19 protein-coding genes are annotated in these 16,012 nt (G+C 45.1%); 8 read left to right on the top strand and 11 right to left on the bottom strand.

Features of this window, described 5'->3' with window-relative positions:
• Window positions 1-16: 16 nt before the first annotated feature.
• From ACZ5ZC_RS05710 to ACZ5ZC_RS05700, 3 genes are all read left to right on the top strand, one after another.
• A complete protein-coding gene (locus ACZ5ZC_RS05710) occupies window positions 17-562 on the top strand; it encodes a YaeQ family protein (protein ID WP_005391156.1) in 546 nt (181 codons plus the stop codon).
• Window positions 549-1,091, top strand: coding sequence for a hypothetical protein (locus tag ACZ5ZC_RS05705; protein WP_046873701.1), 543 nt, complete (start codon window positions 549-551; stop codon window positions 1,089-1,091). The genes ACZ5ZC_RS05710 and ACZ5ZC_RS05705 overlap by 14 nt, the downstream gene beginning before the upstream one ends.
• Window positions 1,092-1,202: 111 nt before the next feature.
• Complete coding sequence (locus ACZ5ZC_RS05700) at window positions 1,203-1,562, top strand: glutaredoxin family protein (protein WP_054867555.1); 360 nt, start codon at window positions 1,203-1,205, stop codon at window positions 1,560-1,562.
• A gap of 192 nt (window positions 1,563-1,754) precedes the next feature.
• Here ACZ5ZC_RS05700 and ACZ5ZC_RS05695 read toward each other — a convergent pair whose 3' ends face one another.
• Window positions 1,755-2,381, bottom strand: a complete 627-nt coding sequence (locus ACZ5ZC_RS05695; protein WP_041853166.1) for an OmpA family protein — start codon at window positions 2,379-2,381, stop codon at window positions 1,755-1,757.
• A gap of 278 nt (window positions 2,382-2,659) precedes the next feature.
• On the opposite strand from ACZ5ZC_RS05695, the gene ACZ5ZC_RS05690 reads away from it, so the two are divergent.
• Window positions 2,660-3,292 (top strand): thiol:disulfide interchange protein DsbA/DsbL, encoded by a 633-nt coding sequence (locus tag ACZ5ZC_RS05690; protein ID WP_457860416.1) that lies wholly within the window; start codon window positions 2,660-2,662, stop codon window positions 3,290-3,292.
• A gap of 13 nt (window positions 3,293-3,305) precedes the next feature.
• A complete protein-coding gene (locus ACZ5ZC_RS05685; RefSeq protein WP_005391162.1) occupies window positions 3,306-3,779 on the top strand; it encodes an FKBP-type peptidyl-prolyl cis-trans isomerase in 474 nt (157 codons plus the stop codon).
• An 81-nt stretch (window positions 3,780-3,860) separates the two neighbouring features.
• On the opposite strand, the gene cyoE is transcribed toward ACZ5ZC_RS05685, so the two are convergent.
• The 4 genes from cyoE to ACZ5ZC_RS05665 are packed head-to-tail and all read right to left on the bottom strand — an operon-like array spanning window position 3,861 to window position 7,108.
• Entirely contained in the window at window positions 3,861-4,760 is a 900-nt protein-coding gene (cyoE, locus tag ACZ5ZC_RS05680; RefSeq protein ID WP_006742059.1) for a heme o synthase, read from the bottom strand.
• Window positions 4,753-5,772, bottom strand: coding sequence for a COX15/CtaA family protein (locus ACZ5ZC_RS05675; RefSeq protein ID WP_006742060.1), 1,020 nt, complete (start codon window positions 5,770-5,772; stop codon window positions 4,753-4,755). Before ACZ5ZC_RS05675 ends, cyoE begins: the two co-directional genes overlap by 8 nt.
• Window positions 5,773-5,784: 12 nt before the next feature.
• A complete protein-coding gene (locus ACZ5ZC_RS05670) occupies window positions 5,785-6,321 on the bottom strand; it encodes a hypothetical protein (protein ID WP_012842467.1) in 537 nt (178 codons plus the stop codon).
• Window positions 6,311-7,108: an SURF1 family protein gene (locus tag ACZ5ZC_RS05665; RefSeq protein ID WP_041853124.1), complete on the bottom strand. Its 798-nt coding sequence runs from the start codon at window positions 7,106-7,108 to the stop codon at window positions 6,311-6,313. Before ACZ5ZC_RS05665 ends, ACZ5ZC_RS05670 begins: the two co-directional genes overlap by 11 nt.
• On the opposite strand from ACZ5ZC_RS05665, the gene ACZ5ZC_RS05660 reads away from it, so the two are divergent.
• Window positions 7,101-7,337, top strand: coding sequence for a DUF2909 family protein (locus tag ACZ5ZC_RS05660; protein WP_005391169.1), 237 nt, complete (start codon window positions 7,101-7,103; stop codon window positions 7,335-7,337). The genes ACZ5ZC_RS05665 and ACZ5ZC_RS05660 overlap by 8 nt on opposite strands.
• 13 nt (window positions 7,338-7,350) lie before the next feature.
• On the opposite strand, the gene ACZ5ZC_RS05655 is transcribed toward ACZ5ZC_RS05660, so the two are convergent.
• The 4 genes from ACZ5ZC_RS05655 to coxB are packed head-to-tail and all read right to left on the bottom strand — an operon-like array spanning window position 7,351 to window position 11,638.
• Window positions 7,351-8,235, bottom strand: a complete 885-nt coding sequence (locus ACZ5ZC_RS05655) for a cytochrome c oxidase subunit 3 (protein ID WP_041853123.1) — start codon at window positions 8,233-8,235, stop codon at window positions 7,351-7,353.
• A 51-nt stretch (window positions 8,236-8,286) separates the two neighbouring features.
• Window positions 8,287-8,826 carry a cytochrome c oxidase assembly protein gene (locus ACZ5ZC_RS05650; protein ID WP_395216540.1) on the bottom strand — a complete coding sequence of 180 codons (540 nt, stop codon included), beginning with the start codon at window positions 8,824-8,826 and terminating at the stop codon, window positions 8,287-8,289.
• Window positions 8,827-8,846: 20 nt separating this feature from the next.
• The gene (gene ctaD / locus ACZ5ZC_RS05645; protein ID WP_005391175.1) at window positions 8,847-10,478 is read right to left on the bottom strand and encodes a cytochrome c oxidase subunit I; all 1,632 of its coding nucleotides are present in this window, start codon (window positions 10,476-10,478) and stop codon (window positions 8,847-8,849) included.
• On the bottom strand, window positions 10,475-11,638 hold the full coding sequence (coxB, locus tag ACZ5ZC_RS05640; protein WP_006742066.1) for a cytochrome c oxidase subunit II: 1,164 nt from the start codon (window positions 11,636-11,638) through the stop codon (window positions 10,475-10,477). Before coxB ends, ctaD begins: the two co-directional genes overlap by 4 nt.
• Before the next feature lie 330 nt (window positions 11,639-11,968).
• Between coxB and ACZ5ZC_RS05635 the strand changes: the two genes are divergently transcribed.
• Entirely contained in the window at window positions 11,969-13,663 is a 1,695-nt protein-coding gene (locus tag ACZ5ZC_RS05635) for a phospho-sugar mutase (RefSeq protein ID WP_464931480.1), read from the top strand.
• A 99-nt stretch (window positions 13,664-13,762) separates the two neighbouring features.
• Here ACZ5ZC_RS05635 and ACZ5ZC_RS05630 read toward each other — a convergent pair whose 3' ends face one another.
• Together ACZ5ZC_RS05630 and ACZ5ZC_RS05625 are read right to left on the bottom strand one after the other, a co-directional pair.
• Window positions 13,763-14,185, bottom strand: coding sequence for a GNAT family N-acetyltransferase (locus tag ACZ5ZC_RS05630; RefSeq protein WP_054867553.1), 423 nt, complete (start codon window positions 14,183-14,185; stop codon window positions 13,763-13,765).
• Window positions 14,186-14,264: 79 nt separating this feature from the next.
• Window positions 14,265-14,897 carry a LysE family translocator gene (locus ACZ5ZC_RS05625; protein WP_281189860.1) on the bottom strand — a complete coding sequence of 211 codons (633 nt, stop codon included), beginning with the start codon at window positions 14,895-14,897 and terminating at the stop codon, window positions 14,265-14,267.
• A gap of 230 nt (window positions 14,898-15,127) precedes the next feature.
• On the opposite strand from ACZ5ZC_RS05625, the gene ACZ5ZC_RS05620 reads away from it, so the two are divergent.
• Window positions 15,128-15,955, top strand: coding sequence for an AraC family transcriptional regulator (locus ACZ5ZC_RS05620; RefSeq protein WP_256964459.1), 828 nt, complete (start codon window positions 15,128-15,130; stop codon window positions 15,953-15,955).
• The last annotated feature ends 57 nt before the right edge of the window (window positions 15,956-16,012 follow it).

Here is a 16,012-nt window from a genome sequence, read left to right as displayed (position 1 = left end):
AAAACGATATAAATCCATGGCTCTTAAACCGACTATTTATAAATTTCGTATCGCCATTTCCGATATGAATAACGACTATTACGATTCTAAAAATCTAACTATCGCCCTTCACCCTTCAGAAAAACCTCAACGAATGCTGGCTCGTGTTTTAGCTTACTGCTTAAACGCTCAAAGTAATTTAGAGTTTACGAAAGGGCTTTCTACAATTGAAGAGCCTGATTTATGGCATGTTGGCGATGATCAAAGCATTACTCACTGGATTGAAATTGGCGAACCAGAACCAGAAAGAATCAAGAAAGCCTCTCGCCTAGCAAAACACGTAAAAGTCTACACTTATAACACTAAAGCGACGGTATGGTGGGATAAAATGTCAGGAAAGTTCTCAATGCTTCCCGTCAACGTAGAAAGCTTTGACTACGACGCTATCGACTTGATTTGTCAGCACCTTGACCGAGGCACTAGCCTTTCTGTTATGATTACCGGCAGCTCTATTTTTGTTGATATCAACGATCAACACGTCGAAGTAACGGTGAAGGAACTAAAAAGCCATGACGTCTCTTAGTGAACTGAGTCAAGAGATGGGATTCAAAGAAATTCCCTTCGTTAAAGAACATAAAGCGGCAAAGCGACGTTGGTTAAAAGAACAGTCACAACTGTTTACAAAAGTTTGTGAGAACAAACCCGCCACGGCGCCTACTCTTCACCTGCTTGGTCTTTTGACTAAGTCGCATATTGAAGCCAGCGCTAACTATGAGCAACATGCGCATTCTGCCCAGCAAATGCAGCAAGTGCTGACTGACTCCTTGGGTGATGAGCACGCGGATAAGTTCACTAACCAGTCCGCAGAAGACCTTATCTTGATAACCCACCTTTGGCTTTATACTCAAGGCTATTTGAATATGGACTTTAGCTTGGCGCACGATCATGCCGAGCAAACTCAGAATACATTGCAACACGAGCTTGTTGTAAAACGCATGGATGTTGATGCATTCAGAACCGAACTGATGCAAAGCTTTTATCTAGGTAGAGAAGCCAGTCCAGCTTCGACTAGCGGCTTTTGGGGCAAGTTAAAACGCTTATTTTCCGCATAAAATACATGGTTTTATCCATTTCAAACAACTGATAGACTTCACGCTCAATGCAACAAGCATCATGATTGCATTTTTAAAGGACAATTACCCAATGAACATCAAGGGATCATTATGAAGTTTATCCGTTGGATTTTAGGCAAGGTTATCTTATTGCTGAACGCCGTGTTCTCACCTCGTGGTATTAAACGCAGTGCAGAAGAACAACAACGTATTGATGAAAAAGCAAAGCAATACGCACTTTACCAATTTGAAGCTTGCCCTTTTTGCGTAAAAGTCCGCCGTGCAATGAAGCGTCAGTCAGTGAACATTGAGCTACGTGATGCAAAAAATAACCCGACTCATCGAACTGAACTAGAGCAAGGTGGTGGACGAATTAAAGTCCCTTGCCTGCGTATCGAAAAAAATGGCGAAACACAGTGGCTATACGAGTCATCTGACATCGTCGCTTACGTTGAAAAAGAATTTGCCTAAGTTCCCCCTATGAACATTGGCGGATGTAAAAGAGGCACCATACAGGTGCCTCTTTTCTATTCAGTCTAGCTGCTCGTTGCTATGCCTAGCCTTTGGGTTCACTCTTCTTGCTCATTCCCAGACGGAAACGCCAGTAAACACATAAGGGCTCAGTGAAAACAACACGACGTAGTTTATCGACCAACCATCGCCTTACTCATCAACGATCAGCGTTAGCTCTACGCGTCGATTACAAGCTTTGCCATTGGCTGTCGAATTACTGCACTGCGGCACATACTCGCCAAAACCTCTAGAAAACACGCGTTGACGAGGAATACTCGTCGCCAGTAGTTGCTTTTCCACTTCACGAGCTCGCTTTTCTGACAACGTGTCATTAAAGCTGGCAGCTCCTGTGCTATCGGCATGGCCATCGATCACGACATCCACATCCGTTCTTCCTGCTAGATAGTGACCAATGTTTCGAATCCAGTCTTGAGATTGCGCTGATAACTGAGCAGAGCCAGTTTGAAAATGCACTTGCTCTTTCAAACGTATCATTAAGTGACCGCCACTGAGTGTCTCATGAGGAATATTGTGCCTGTTCAGAAACATTTCCAGAGAGGTCACATTTTGCGACTTTTTTACTGATGCCCTCTCAGTCTGATACGTGCGAGGTGAAGAAGCCACACTGGAAGCACTCGGATAGCCCCACTCAGGATGTCTCAGCTCGGTGTTTGTTTTAGGAGCTGTATCTAAAATGTTCCCGCCAGGAACCATGTCTTGATCAAGGCTACTGCACCCAGTCAGAATGCCGCAAACAATTAAAAACCACTGCTTCATACCACTACCAACTTAGAAAAACTCTTGTCCATTGTGTCGACAAAACACGCCGAATCTTTAGCGCTTTTATCCACCGATTGGTTTGTATATGCAGCGTTCATGCCACTGGAATCAATATCAAGTATCTCTCAAATAAAAAGCGATGCCAAAATACCTCCCTGCAGCCTACACATCAGGAAAAGTCTGTTACCAATCGTCTCACTTTATTGTTATTTAATGGTTTTAGTCACTATCGTTAACCGATAAACTAACGCAAATTTCTTACTTAGAGCATTATTATGTTAAAAACCATATCGAAAGGCTTTGCTGTGATTGCCGCCATGATGGCTTTGTCGGCATGCGATAGCGGCAACACTCAGCCTCAGCAAGGCAAGCAATACGAAGTTTTGCCTGTATCTCTTCAAGAATATGATTTGGCGCCATTGACAGAAGCTTTTGCCCTAACTTGCGGCCACTGCCGTTCAATGGAAGAGTTTGTCCCTCAAATTGAATCATTGACCGATCAAAGCGTTGAAAAAATGCATGTAACGTTCAATGAAAGTGCACAAGTGAGCGCCATCATCTTCTATACTGCCGTAATGCAGCTAGAGTCGACACCTGACAAAGCATTTATGGCAGATCTTTTTACTGCCGTACAAATGGGTTCTGATACGACTGCTGAGGAACGTCAAATCGCCGTAGAGAAAGCCTTTGAGTCTCGCAACCTTATCAGCCCTTACCATTTAGATGAAGCACAGCAAAAAACGCTGTTTGAGTACATCACTAAGGCAGAAGCGATCACGACTCGCGGCCAAATTAACTCCGTTCCAGCCTTTATCGTTAACGGAAAATACCAAGTCATTACTGGTGGCCATGACAGCGTCGAAGCCATGGCAGAAACCATTAACTATTTGCTAAAACAACCTAAATAGACAAGGAGCTTACGTGTCTAAATTTTTGTTTCCTCTCATTATTTTCATTCTGGCGGGCTTTTTCATTTACCGTACTTGGACAAACCATAAAGTAGCGGATGAAAACTTTGCGAAAGGCCAAGCATTCTTGCTCGAGAATGCGAAGAAAGAAGGCGTCATTACAACAGAAAGTGGTCTTCAATATATTGTTCTTGAAAAAGGCGAAGGTGAGGTTCACCCAACCGCGACAAGTAAAGTCAAAGTGCACTACCACGGCACGTTGATTGATGGCACTGTGTTTGATAGCTCCGTTAATCGCGGTGAGCCAATTTCGTTTGGTCTTAACCAAGTCATTAAAGGCTGGCAAGAAGGCCTGCAATACATGGTCGAAGGTGAAAAAATCCGCCTTTTCGTACCAAGCACGCTCGGTTATGGCAAAAGTGGCTCAGGCCCAATTCCACCAGCAAGTGTTTTGATCTTTGATGTTGAATTGTTAGAGATTCAATAATTCTAGAAACTTTGCATAAAAGCCAAACTATCAAAACCAAAAACGCCGCGAGCCACGCGGCGTTTTCTGTTTAAAGAGAGGCTACAAGCCAATATAGTGATCCGAAAGCAATGCAATGAACAACGCAAAAAGGTGATAGATAGAAAATTTAAACGCCTCCATCGCGGTATTGGGCTCTGGCGCGTATTTTAGCTTCCATGCATGGTACATAAAGCCAGCGTTAAGTAGTAACGAGGCAAAAAGATAAACTACGCCGACCATTCCAACCAACACCGGCAGCACACAAACCAACGTCAACAATACTGTATACAACAGAATGGAAGTTTTGGTGTACTCGATACCATGTGTCACTGGCAACATTGGAATATCCACCTTACGATAGTCCTCTACGCGATGAATTGCGAGTGCCCAAAAGTGTGGTGGCGTCCAGATAAAAATGATCATCACAAGCAGCCAAGCATTCGCATGCAACTGCCCTGTTACGGCAGTCCAACCGAGAAGAGGCGGCATCGCACCCGCAATACCTGCAATTACGATATTTTGGGGCGTAGCGCGTTTGAGGTACATGGTGTACACCATCGCATAGCCGAGTAAACTCATCAAAGTCAGCCATGCCGTCAGTGGGTTAACCAGCGCATATAAAAGAACAAACCCTATGACGCCTAAAGCCGTCGCAAAGGTTATCACCGATAACGGCTTAGCTTCACCCGATGGCAACGGACGTTTGTGTGTGCGAGCCATTCTCGCATCAATGCGGCGGTCAATCAGGTGATTAAACGCTGCCGCGGAGCCTGCCATCAAACCAATGCCTGTTAGGCCAACCGCCGCCTGCAACCAAGGAAACTCAGTAACAGGCGCTAAACTCATCCCGACAACGGCCGTCACCAGCATTAATGCGACTACTTTAGGCTTCGTTAACTTCAAATAAACGGAACTTAGTCGCTTTCGCTCATTTAACGACAGTGCGATTTCTTTACTCATAGCGAACTCCTTTCGCGGTGTAACTCCAAGCTTTTTTGCCCTGCCACAAATAAAACTGACTCACACAAACAAGACTCAACATAATGGCGGCACCCAAGTTATGCGCCACGGCGACATAAATAGGAAGTTGGAATACGACGTTGCTTACGCCCAACATAATTTGACACGCTAAAGTGAGTAGTAACCATCCTCCAATGCGCTGTGAATGATGGGAATCTTGCCTCATGAGCATAATGCTATAAGCCAATACGACAGTGGCGGTGACAATCGCACCGAGGCGATGCGTAACATGTATGGTCATTCTTGCCGGATACTCCAAAATACCAAACTCGTAATTCTCGAATCCGGTTTGCCAGAAAGAAAACGCCTCTTTCCATGAGAGATAACTCATCCAATCTCCCTCACAAATCGGCAGTGAGGTGCACATGAGCGCGGCATAGTTTGACGAAGTCCACCCTCCTAGCAGCACCTGCATAAAAACAACCAGAAAAACCAATAATGAGAAGCCTCGCAGCGAGCTGGAAGATGGAGAGAAATAGAGATTATTTTGCGCTTTTAACTGACAGTAAAAAATCGCCTGCAGAACCAGTAAAGTAAATCCACCAAGCAGATGAAGCATTACGATGACTGGCATTAATTTGAGCGTCACGGTCCACATCCCCAAAAGTGCTTGCCCGACCACCAGTACACTGAGAAGCATCGGAATAGTAGGATTCACGCGCTCAGATCTCGTTGATATCACTGTCATAGCAAAAATGACCAGACCCAGCGTTCCTGCAAAATAGCGATGAATCATTTCAAGCCATGCTTTCTCATGCTCGACAGCCCGTTCAGGGAAATTAAGATTGGCACGTATTACGTCTTCTTCTTGATGAGGCACAGCAAGATGCCCATAGCAGCCGGGCCAATCAGGGCAACCTAACCCTGCATCAGAAAGGCGAGTATATGCGCCTAACATGATCACCACGAAAGTTAGGAGTAAACTGAATTTAACCAACTGAATTAACTTCATATACGCCCCTTTCTAACCAACTCGTGACAATTTTAAGAGCTTGCGTAAATCCGCCAACATACCTTTGTTGAACGAGACTAAATCTTCATTCGGTTGCGGCGAGTAAGACATCACCAATTGCCCCAGAGGATCAACGATTAATATTTGTCCGGGTTTCACTTTGGCGGTAACCGATTGATTAATTTGCATTGTCGTCATCGATACATCTACGGTATCGGACAACTCTGTCTGCCAAAGCACCGGCACCACACGCTCTTGATATTTTCCTAAAGCGACATGGCTTTGCTGAAGCAAGTAAAGCTGCTGCCTGCATTGTTCTGTGCACTCATTAGGTAAAACATAAGCGAGTTGCCATCTGTGATCCTTGAGTGGGGACTCTTGACCAAGTAGCTCTAACGTTGTGTATGGTTCAACTAACACACCTCTATTGGTCACACCGCTTTGATACCACCCTTGGGTGAGAATGACCTTAGCGATGACGGCAGGAAGCGCAAACGTACACACCAACGCAATCAACATTAGCCGCCCTTTGGTTACTTTAGATGTCATGCTTCACCTCCATATGACGCAATTTTCTTTGCCAACGAACAAAAACAATTAAGGTCAATAATAAGAAAACGCCCGCCATCGAAAACCACTGAATCGAATAACCGAAATGCTTGGCGCTGTTGAGCGGCAATGGGTTCCAAGGAAAGTCGTAAGGCCAATTTTTTAGATTGTCTGGCTGCAAGACTGCGGGCATAAGTTCAATATTAAGTAGCTGATTCAGTTGCGCGATATTCAGGTTCTGCACACGAATGGCATCGCCAACTTCTGGCATTAATTCAGAGCTCAGTGGGTTAGCAGATTTTCTGTACAGACGTCCCGAGATAAAGGTCGACACTTCGAGTGTTGTGACGGTTGGTAATACTGAACGATCTGCTATTCCCTCCAAAAAACCAAGCTCTAATAATGCATAGGTTCCTGATTCATCACTCATAGAGACAATCTGAAATGCTAAATAGCCCACATTGCCCTGATGCGTTTGGTTATCCAGTAAAATCACGGGAAACGCCTGAGGAACAACATTAGCTTCCACTTTTTTCCCGAGAATGCTGCCTTCTCTCCAATCGTTTTCTTCAAGAACTTCGCCTAATGCTTGGTACGCACTATCCGCTCGCGCAAGAATGGCTTGTTCCAAAGCCTGTTTTTCTTGCCCTCTCTCAAGCTGCCAAAAACCTAGTTTGACCAAAAGAGAAAACACAACCACAGTTAAACCAACTGCAACCCAAAACCGTTTCGATAGCCATAATTGTCTCGATAACAACAACGATGAAACCGGAGGTGCTATGTCCACCGTATTTCTATTCAAACTGACGCTTGTCCTTTTGCTGCTTTTCATTATCTTCAACCTCGCAAAAGCGCTTATCGAAATGGTTCGTGAAGACCCCGATAATCCCGAAAAAAGAGACAAACCTATGAGTCATTACTTAGGCCGTCGAGTCATGTTCTCCGCTTTAGTAGTTATCCTTCTACTTATTGCGCTCAGTTCAGGCTGGCTGGCTCCGAATCCCCGTCCTTACTAATCGCCCAATGCACCTACAGCACGTACACAAACACAAACAGACATAACCAAACCACATCCACAAAGTGCCAATACCAACTACCTGCTTGGAAGGCAAAATGGTTGTTAGACGAAAAATGATCTTTAGCGATTCGGAGCAATAATATGATTAAGAAAATCGTCCCAAGACAAACGTGCAAACCGTGAAAACCCGTCAACATAAAAAAGGTGTTTCCGTAGATACCAGATTGCAACGTGAGCCCCATTTCTTGATAAGCATGAGCATACTCGACCGCTTGGTAATATAGGAAAAAGCCCGCAAGCACGATGGTGATTTCCAACCAAACAATCAGTGCCGTTCTTTTGTCTTTTTCAAGGCTTATGTGCGCCATATGAAGTGTAATCGACGACAATAACAGCAAAATAGTATTAGTAAGGGGAATGCCCTGCCACGGCATAGCTTGCGTTGTGTCTCCACCCGGAGTCAGTGTGAGTGGCCACATCGCTTCGAAGGTTGGCCACAAAACCTCGTTGGTCATGAAGTTGTTATCTGCCCCACCTAACCAAGGCACAGAAATCATCCTGGCGTAGAATAACGCACCAAAAAAGGCACCAAAAAACATCACTTCAGAGAAGATGAACCAGCTCATCCCTTGGCGAAAAGAACGAGTAATTTGCGAGCTGTACTTTCCACTCAGTGACTCAGTAATCACATTACTAAACCAGCCCGCCAACATGTAAAGCAAGAACAGAAAACCTACCGCTAGCACAATGCTACCAATGGTTCCCACAGCCCCTTCACTTTGTGTCCCCTGAACGGTCATTCCTGCACCAACGGCAACTAAAAATAGAGCAAACGCACCGATGATCGGCCAGCTACTTTGAGCGGGAACATAATATGTTCCTGGCTTGTTACTCATAATTTCTCTCCTTACTGACCAGCCTTGGTCTGTATCTCTCTCCTTGAGTGGCTAAGAACCTGTAGGAGGGGGAAGTTTATAGAGTGTGTATGACAGCGTTAACGTGTGTATCGACTCCGGTAAATCCGGTTCGATATAAAAAATCAACGGCATTTGAGCTTGTTGTTTGCCATCCAAAGGCTGTTGGTTAAAACAAAAGCACTCAATCTTATTGAAATAAGCGGCACCATTCCCGGGAGAAACAGAGGGAACGGCTTGCCCTACCAACTTCTGCCCGCTTTCATTAAATGCAAGGTATTCGGTTTGCACGACTTCACCGGGATGAACGTCCATCGAAATCACTTTGGGTTTAAACTCCCAAGGCATATCTGGGCTGACATGCGCCATAAACTCCACGCGAATGGTTCGGCTCATATCTGGCTGCATACCAGTTGGTTGAATCGCGGCCACTTCACTTGTTTTTCCATTGATACCCAGTGCGTCGCACATTACGTCATACAATGGGACAAGTGCGTAGCCAAACCCGAACATCAAAAGGGTCGCTAAAAGCAACTTCATTGTGAGCTTTTTGTTTGATGGATTCGGTTTCATCTCACTCACCCTATTCGTTTCTAATCGACTTTAGGCGGCGTAGTAAACGTATGATGGGGCGCCGGGCTTGGCACCGTCCATTCTAAGCCCTCCGCACGTTCCCACGGTTTTGCAGCGGCCTTTTCACCGCCACGAATACACTTAATCACCACCCATAAAAAGATCAATTGTGACAACCCAAACGCAAATCCACCAATGGAGACGATTTGATTGACATCAGCAAACTGAATAGCGTAATCCGGGATACGTCTTGGCATACCCGCTAAACCTAGAAAGTGCATCGGGAAAAACAAAACATTAACTGAAATAATCGAGCACCAGAAATGCCACAAACTCAGCTTGTGGTCGTACATATTGCCTGTCCACTTAGGTAACCAATAGTACGCTGCCGCCATAATCGAGAATACGGCACCAGATACCAACACATAGTGGAAATGCGCAACCACGAAGTAAGTGTCATGATATTGGAAATCCGCCGGCACAATTGCCAGCATCAATCCCGAGAAACCGCCAATCGTAAAGAGCACAATAAAGGCAATGGCAAACAACATTGGCGTTTCAAATGTCAGAGCCCCACGCCACATGGTGGCGACCCAGTTAAAGACTTTCACCCCTGTTGGTACCGCAATCAGCATGGTGCAATACATAAAGAAAAGCTCTGCAAAAACTGGCATCCCCGTTGTAAACATGTGATGCGCCCACACAAGGAAAGACAACAACGCAATGCTGCACGTCGCGTAAACCATCGAATGATAACCAAACAGCTTCTTCCCACTGAAAGCAGGAAGGATGGCAGAAATGATGCCAAACGACGGTAAAATCATGATGTACACTTCTGGGTGACCAAAGAACCAAAAGATGTGTTGGAACATCACCGGGTCACCGCCACCAGCAGCATCAAAGAAGCTAGTCCCGAAATATTTGTCAGTAAGAACCATCGTCACCGCACCTGCTAATACCGGCATAACCGCGATCAACAAGAAAGCGGTGATTAACCAAGTCCAAACAAACATTGGTAACTTGAACCAAGTCATTCCCGGAGCTCGCATATTTACGATCGTCACGATAACGTTGATCGCGCCCATAATGGAGCTGATCCCCATGATGTGAACAGAGAATACAAACAGCGCGGTGCTATCTGGGCCATAAGTCGTGGACAGCGGAGCATAGAACGTCCAGCCAAAATCGGGGCCGCCGCCAGGTAAAAACAACGAGCTCAATAAAATAAGAAATGCAAAAGGTAGAATCCAAAAGCTCAAGTTGTTCATGCGAGGTAGCGCCATATCTGGAGCACCGATCATCATTGGAATCATCCAGTTAGCAAGGCCCGTAAATGCTGGCATCACAGCACCAAACACCATCACCAAACCGTGTACCGTAGTCATTTGATTAAAAAACTGTGGATCAACCAGCTGAAGTCCAGGCTGGAATAATTCGGCACGAATGACCATCGCCATCGCACCACCAGTCAGAAACATCGCGAAACTAAACCAAAGGTACAGGGTGCCAATGTCTTTATGGTTTGTGGAGTACAGCCAACGAGCAATACCTTGGGGAGCATGATGATCATGGCCATCATCAATCGCAATGGTACTGTTTGCACTGGCTTCCGCTGGAGCAGACTTCACTGCCTTTTCTATTGGCTTACTCATATTTCCTCCTTAGCACTGCCTTGTGCCTTAAAGGCATTCACATCGGATGCTTGCACCCTATCACCAGTGTCGTTGCCCCATGCGTTTCGCTGGTATGTGATGACCGCAGCAATTTCTTTGTCACTTAACTGGTTCGAAAAAGACTGCATTGCAGTGCCCGGACGGCCATTCACAATCACATCAATGTGCTCTGAAATTGGGCCTGTTGCGATAGGACTGCCCTTAATCGCGGGAAATGCACCCGGAATCCCCTCACCATTAGCCTGATGGCACACAGCACAACGCGCCGTGTATATCGATTCGCCCTGCGACATCAACTCATCCATGGATAAGTCTTGAGAGAGCGCCTCTTGTGCCGCCGCTTTTTGAAGTGCGATTTCTTCCTTCTTACTCGCTAACCATTCATCAAACTTTTCTTCTTCCATCGCATGCACCACCACCGGCATGAACCCGTGTGCACGACCACATAGCTCCGCACATTGACCGCGATATACGCCTGGCTCATCAATTCTTGTCCATGCTTCATTAATAAAACCAGGGATGGTGTCTTTCTTGACAGCAAAATCCGGCACCCACCATGAGTGAATAACATCATCAGAAGTCATCAAAAAACGCACTTTGCGATTCACAGGCAACACCAAAGGGTTGTCTACTTCCAATAGATAATGCGCGCCTTTTGTCTCGATACCATCAATTTGCTTTTGGCTGGTGGCAAGCAAACTGAAGAACTCAACATCTTCACCAAAATAGCTGTAATGCCATTTCCATTGCGAGCCTGTGATCTTGACCGTGATATCTGATTGGCTTGTGTCTTCCATTGCGACTAAAGTTTTCGTTGCGGGAATCGCCATGGCGACAAGAATGATGATAGGTATGACTGTCCAGATAATTTCCACTTTTGTACTTTCGTGGAAATGTGCGGCAACTGCTCCTTTTGACTTGCGATGACGAAAGATGGAATAGAACATGACACCAAATACAATCAAAGCAATTACGCAGCAGATATAGAAAATCAGCATATGTAATTCATACACTTGCCCACTTATCGCTGTGACCCCTTTGGTCATGTTGTAGTCACTTTCCTTTGACCAACTGAAAGAGGAGAATGTGATTAAAATCACATTCAGTGATAAGGCTAGAGTAGTCGTTAATCTTTTCAAAAGATCTCTCCTCTGCTCAGCCGCTACGCTTGCGCGAGCTTCCTTGCGTCCCGATGCAAATATCGAACAACTTTACGAAAAATCACAAAAACTACGATTTCGACACGGTTTGTTATATTTATGTTAAAAGGCTAGTTATAGTTCCAAGGTTCTTCAAGAAATTAAATATGATTAAATTTTGTTCGGATAAGAAAAATTAATTCGGTTTATCGATTGCCCTCTTTGAAATGTAATTGAGAACCATTTACATTAATTTAAAAGAAAACATTGAGATACTTACAAAACGAAGTGTCCAAGAAAGTAGGCGCCCCCTACTAAGGAATGATTGATATGACAGCACTAATTACTCAATGGCTAGAACGAGACCCTGATCCTAAGACTCGCGAAGAGCTACAACACCTCGTCGATACAAATAATGAACAAGAGCTTACTGATCGCTTTGGATCACGCCTTGCCTTTGGTACAGCAGGGTTACGCGGCAAAGTGGGCGCAGGTCCAAACCGAATGAACCGTTTGGTGATCCAAGAGACAGCCACTGGCCTAGGAAACTATTTGCTAGAGCAAGTCAAAGATGCCGCAAGTCGTGGTGTCGTTATTGGCTACGACGGTCGTCCTGATTCGAAACAATTCGCGCATGATACCGCTTCCGTACTGACTGCCCTTGGCATCAAGGTTTACCTAACGTATGACGTTGCAGCAACCCCAATTGTTGCATTTGGTGTCCGTACATTGAATGCTGCAGCCGCTGTTGTTGTTACCGCTAGCCACAATCCACCAGAGTACAATGGCTTTAAAGTATATTGGGAGAATGGCGCACAAATCATTCCTCCACACGACTCTGGAATCGCAGCGAAAATTGATGACGCAACAACGAAGCCATTACCTTTAATGTCTCTCGATGATGCAAAACAGCACGGTTTGTTAGTTTGGTTGGAAGACGACTACTACCAAACTTACCGTAAAACGATGAACGAAAACGCGCTGCTTACTCCTGACAACAACATCGATATTTCTATCGCTTACACTGCGATGCATGGCGTTGGGGCGAATATGGCGGAAACGCTCCTCGCAGACGCGGGCTTCAAAAAAGTGGCAAGTGTTAAGGAACAGCGCGAACCTGATGGTAGCTTCCCAACCGTCAACTTCCCAAACCCTGAAGAAGCGGGAGCAATGGATATGGTGATGGCGTTAGGTAAGTCCGTAGATGCTGATATCGCTTGTGCTAACGATCCAGATGCCGACCGTTTTGCAGTGGCGGTCAAACGCCCAGATGGCGAATACCAAATGTTAACCGGCGACCAAGTGGGGTCACTGTTTGGCGATTACTTGCTAGAACAGCAACCTAACGCTCTGGTTGGCAACACCATCGTATCATCAAGAATGCTGAGTAGCATTGCCAAAGCGCATGGCGCCCAATACTACCAAACGTTAACAGGCTTCAAATGGCTTACTAACGTTGCAATGGAGCAAGAGACAGAAGCCAATCCATTCTTGTTTGCTTATGAAGAAGCGCTCGGTTATACCGTGGGTAACAAGGTGTGGGATAAAGATGGTTTATCTGCAATCGTCGCATTTGCCCAGCTAACAGGAAAACTTAAAGCTCAAGGCAAAACACTATGGGATAAATTGGAAGAACTGTACCGCAAGCACGGTTTCTACTTTAACGCGCAGCGCAGTATCGCTCTCGACCCGAACTCTCCACCAATCGGCGACAAACTCCGTGCAAACCCACCAACAGAGATTGCTGGTAAAAAAGTCGCAGTAACTGAAGATCTAAAAACATCAGTTCGCATGTTTGATGACGGCTCAGAAGAATCCATTGACTTACCAGCAAGTGACGTATTGATTTATCACCTAGAAGATCAGTCTCGTGTGATTGTTCGCCCTTCGGGTACTGAGCCAAAACTAAAATGTTACTACGAAGTCATCAACCTTTTCCCTGCGGATATGAGCTATGCACAAGCACAGCAAGCGGCAGAGGCGAAGATGAACGAACTTATCGACGCGCACCAGCAAAGTTTGTAAGTCAAAGAGAAACATAGATATTTGATACAACAAGAGGCGCAAATTCGCGCCTCTTTTTTGATTTTAACTAGAACAAGTCAAGCTAACCCGTGCTTTTCCCTAGCCTACAATTTCCTTTTGTAGAAAGTACTTGTGGATGCCCTCTGCAGGATAGCCTGAGTACTGCCCTACTTTTTCAAAACCCAATTTGAGGTAGAACTCAAGAGCTTGGAAGCTGTAGGTATCCAAATAAACATGGGTAACCCCGTGAGGCTTTACTTTTTCTTCTAACATTGACATTAACTGGCTACCGAGACCAGATGTCCGACTTTCAGCATCTACCCACAAAAACTCAACAAACACCGTGTTTTTAAACATTTCGCCAGTCAGGCCACCCATAGTCTTGCCATTCTCATCTTTAGCAAAACAGCCCACAGCATGCACTTCCCCTTCAGGTAAATGCAGTCGGTTATAAGATCGAATACCTTCACTAACAAAATCAAGGTCTGTTTGATCTGGATTTAAACAAAATTCAAGCTTCATATATCCTCTCCTTAGGAAACACCAATATCCTAAAACAAAAAGCCAGCAATTGCTGGCTTTCTGGTGGAATATGATAACTTTACAAGGCGAAACTGCTCAGCATCCACAACGCGAGAATAACGAACACTAAACCCATTAATTTATGTTGATACGTGCGGAATTTCTCGTTCTCGAGCAGCCCCTTACCCAATGTGCCTGCCAGCCCAACAAGTAATAAATTGAATGATAAGCCAAGAACGTTCAACAGTAACCCTAGTGCTAGCATCTGCTCACCAGAAGACGCTGTGATATTGCTTGAGACAAACTGCGGCAAAAACATCACAAAAAATACCAACGCTTTAGGGTTAAGCAAATTACTCATCAAGGCTCGTTGATAATAAGTCGATGCCATTTTGTTTTGATTATCAAGTTCTGGAGCCGCTGATGCCTCAGTTCGTAAGCAGTCCCAGCCCATTTTTAGCAAGTAAGCACCACCTAATATATGAAGGACTTTAAGGGCGATTGGGCTCATTGCAATCAGGGTAGATACTCCCATTGCAGCAAGCAAAGTAAGAATAACACCAGACGTCGCATTGCCTAAGCTAGCAAACAGACCGACCTTCTTACCGTAACTCATACTAGAGCTCGCGATAAGCAACATATCGGGCCCTGGTAACAGCAACAAAGCCACTACTGCGGTGAGATAAACAGGAAGTACAGATAAATCAATCATGATGGAACCGCTTTTTCTACAACAAAGCGGCGAATGTTATACCAACAAAATAACAACAGCCAGCCCAAAATCACCAAGATGATTCAGAAAATAAAAATCATAGTTCGCTAGATTGCAAAATAACAATCAATTCGCCTATTTATAAAAATCGAATAGCAATTTTGTACAAAAATAAGCACGATGGATCCGTTACACTTCTAAGATGACTTTCTTGAGCAGACCGGATAAAGATGAAAGAAAAGAATAAGGAAATCGCTACCTTCAAGATAGCTCAAGAGCTCGGTGGTTTAGAACTGCTCGATGCAAAGTACGAGAAGCAGAATTTCTCACGCCATAGTCACGAGGGTTACACTATTGGCGTCATCGAGAAGGGAGCACAGCAGTTCTTTAGAACAGGCGGAAATCATATCGCGCCACAGGACAGCATCATCCTTGTTAATGCCGATGAAGTACACAACGGGCATTCGGCCTCAGAAGGCGGTTGGGAATACAAAGCAATGTACCCCGTACCACAGCAGTTTCAGACCTTAGGGCAAGAGCTTGGTTCACCAAATGTCGCGCTGCCCTATTTCCCTCAACCTGTGGTTTATGATCCTGAACTAGCAAATCAGTTGCGATTGGTGTTTGAAACGCTAGAAAAATCAGACAACCGACTACTACGAGAAACTTTGATTTACGGCACGTTGATCAAACTAGCCAGCAAACACAGCACCCACCGGGCACCGCTCAAAGAATCAACCAGAGCTCAGCGACAAATACAGCTGGTCAAAGAGTTTTTGGAAGACTTCCCGCAAACGGACGTCTCGCTAGAAGAGCTCGCAAAACTGGCTGGGTTAAGCCCTTTTCATTTGCTAAGAGAGTTTCAAAAACAGTTTGGCTTCCCTCCCCATGCTTATCAAATTCAACAACGTTTACGAATGGCAAAGAAGTTGCTCAAACTCGGACAAAAAATTTCAGATGTAGCGCAAGAATGTGGCTTCCATGATCAAAGCCACCTGCATCGACACTTTAAAAAAACCATGGGCGTCACGCCCGGTCAATACATTCGTCACAGCTAAAGAGCAATATTGTACAAGGCGTTATGCCGCTACCACGTTACCTTGATAACCTGATTT

It is taken from the genome of Vibrio sp. JCM 18905, assembly GCF_055393305.1.
This window is presented reverse-complemented; position numbering and strand designations above follow the sequence as displayed.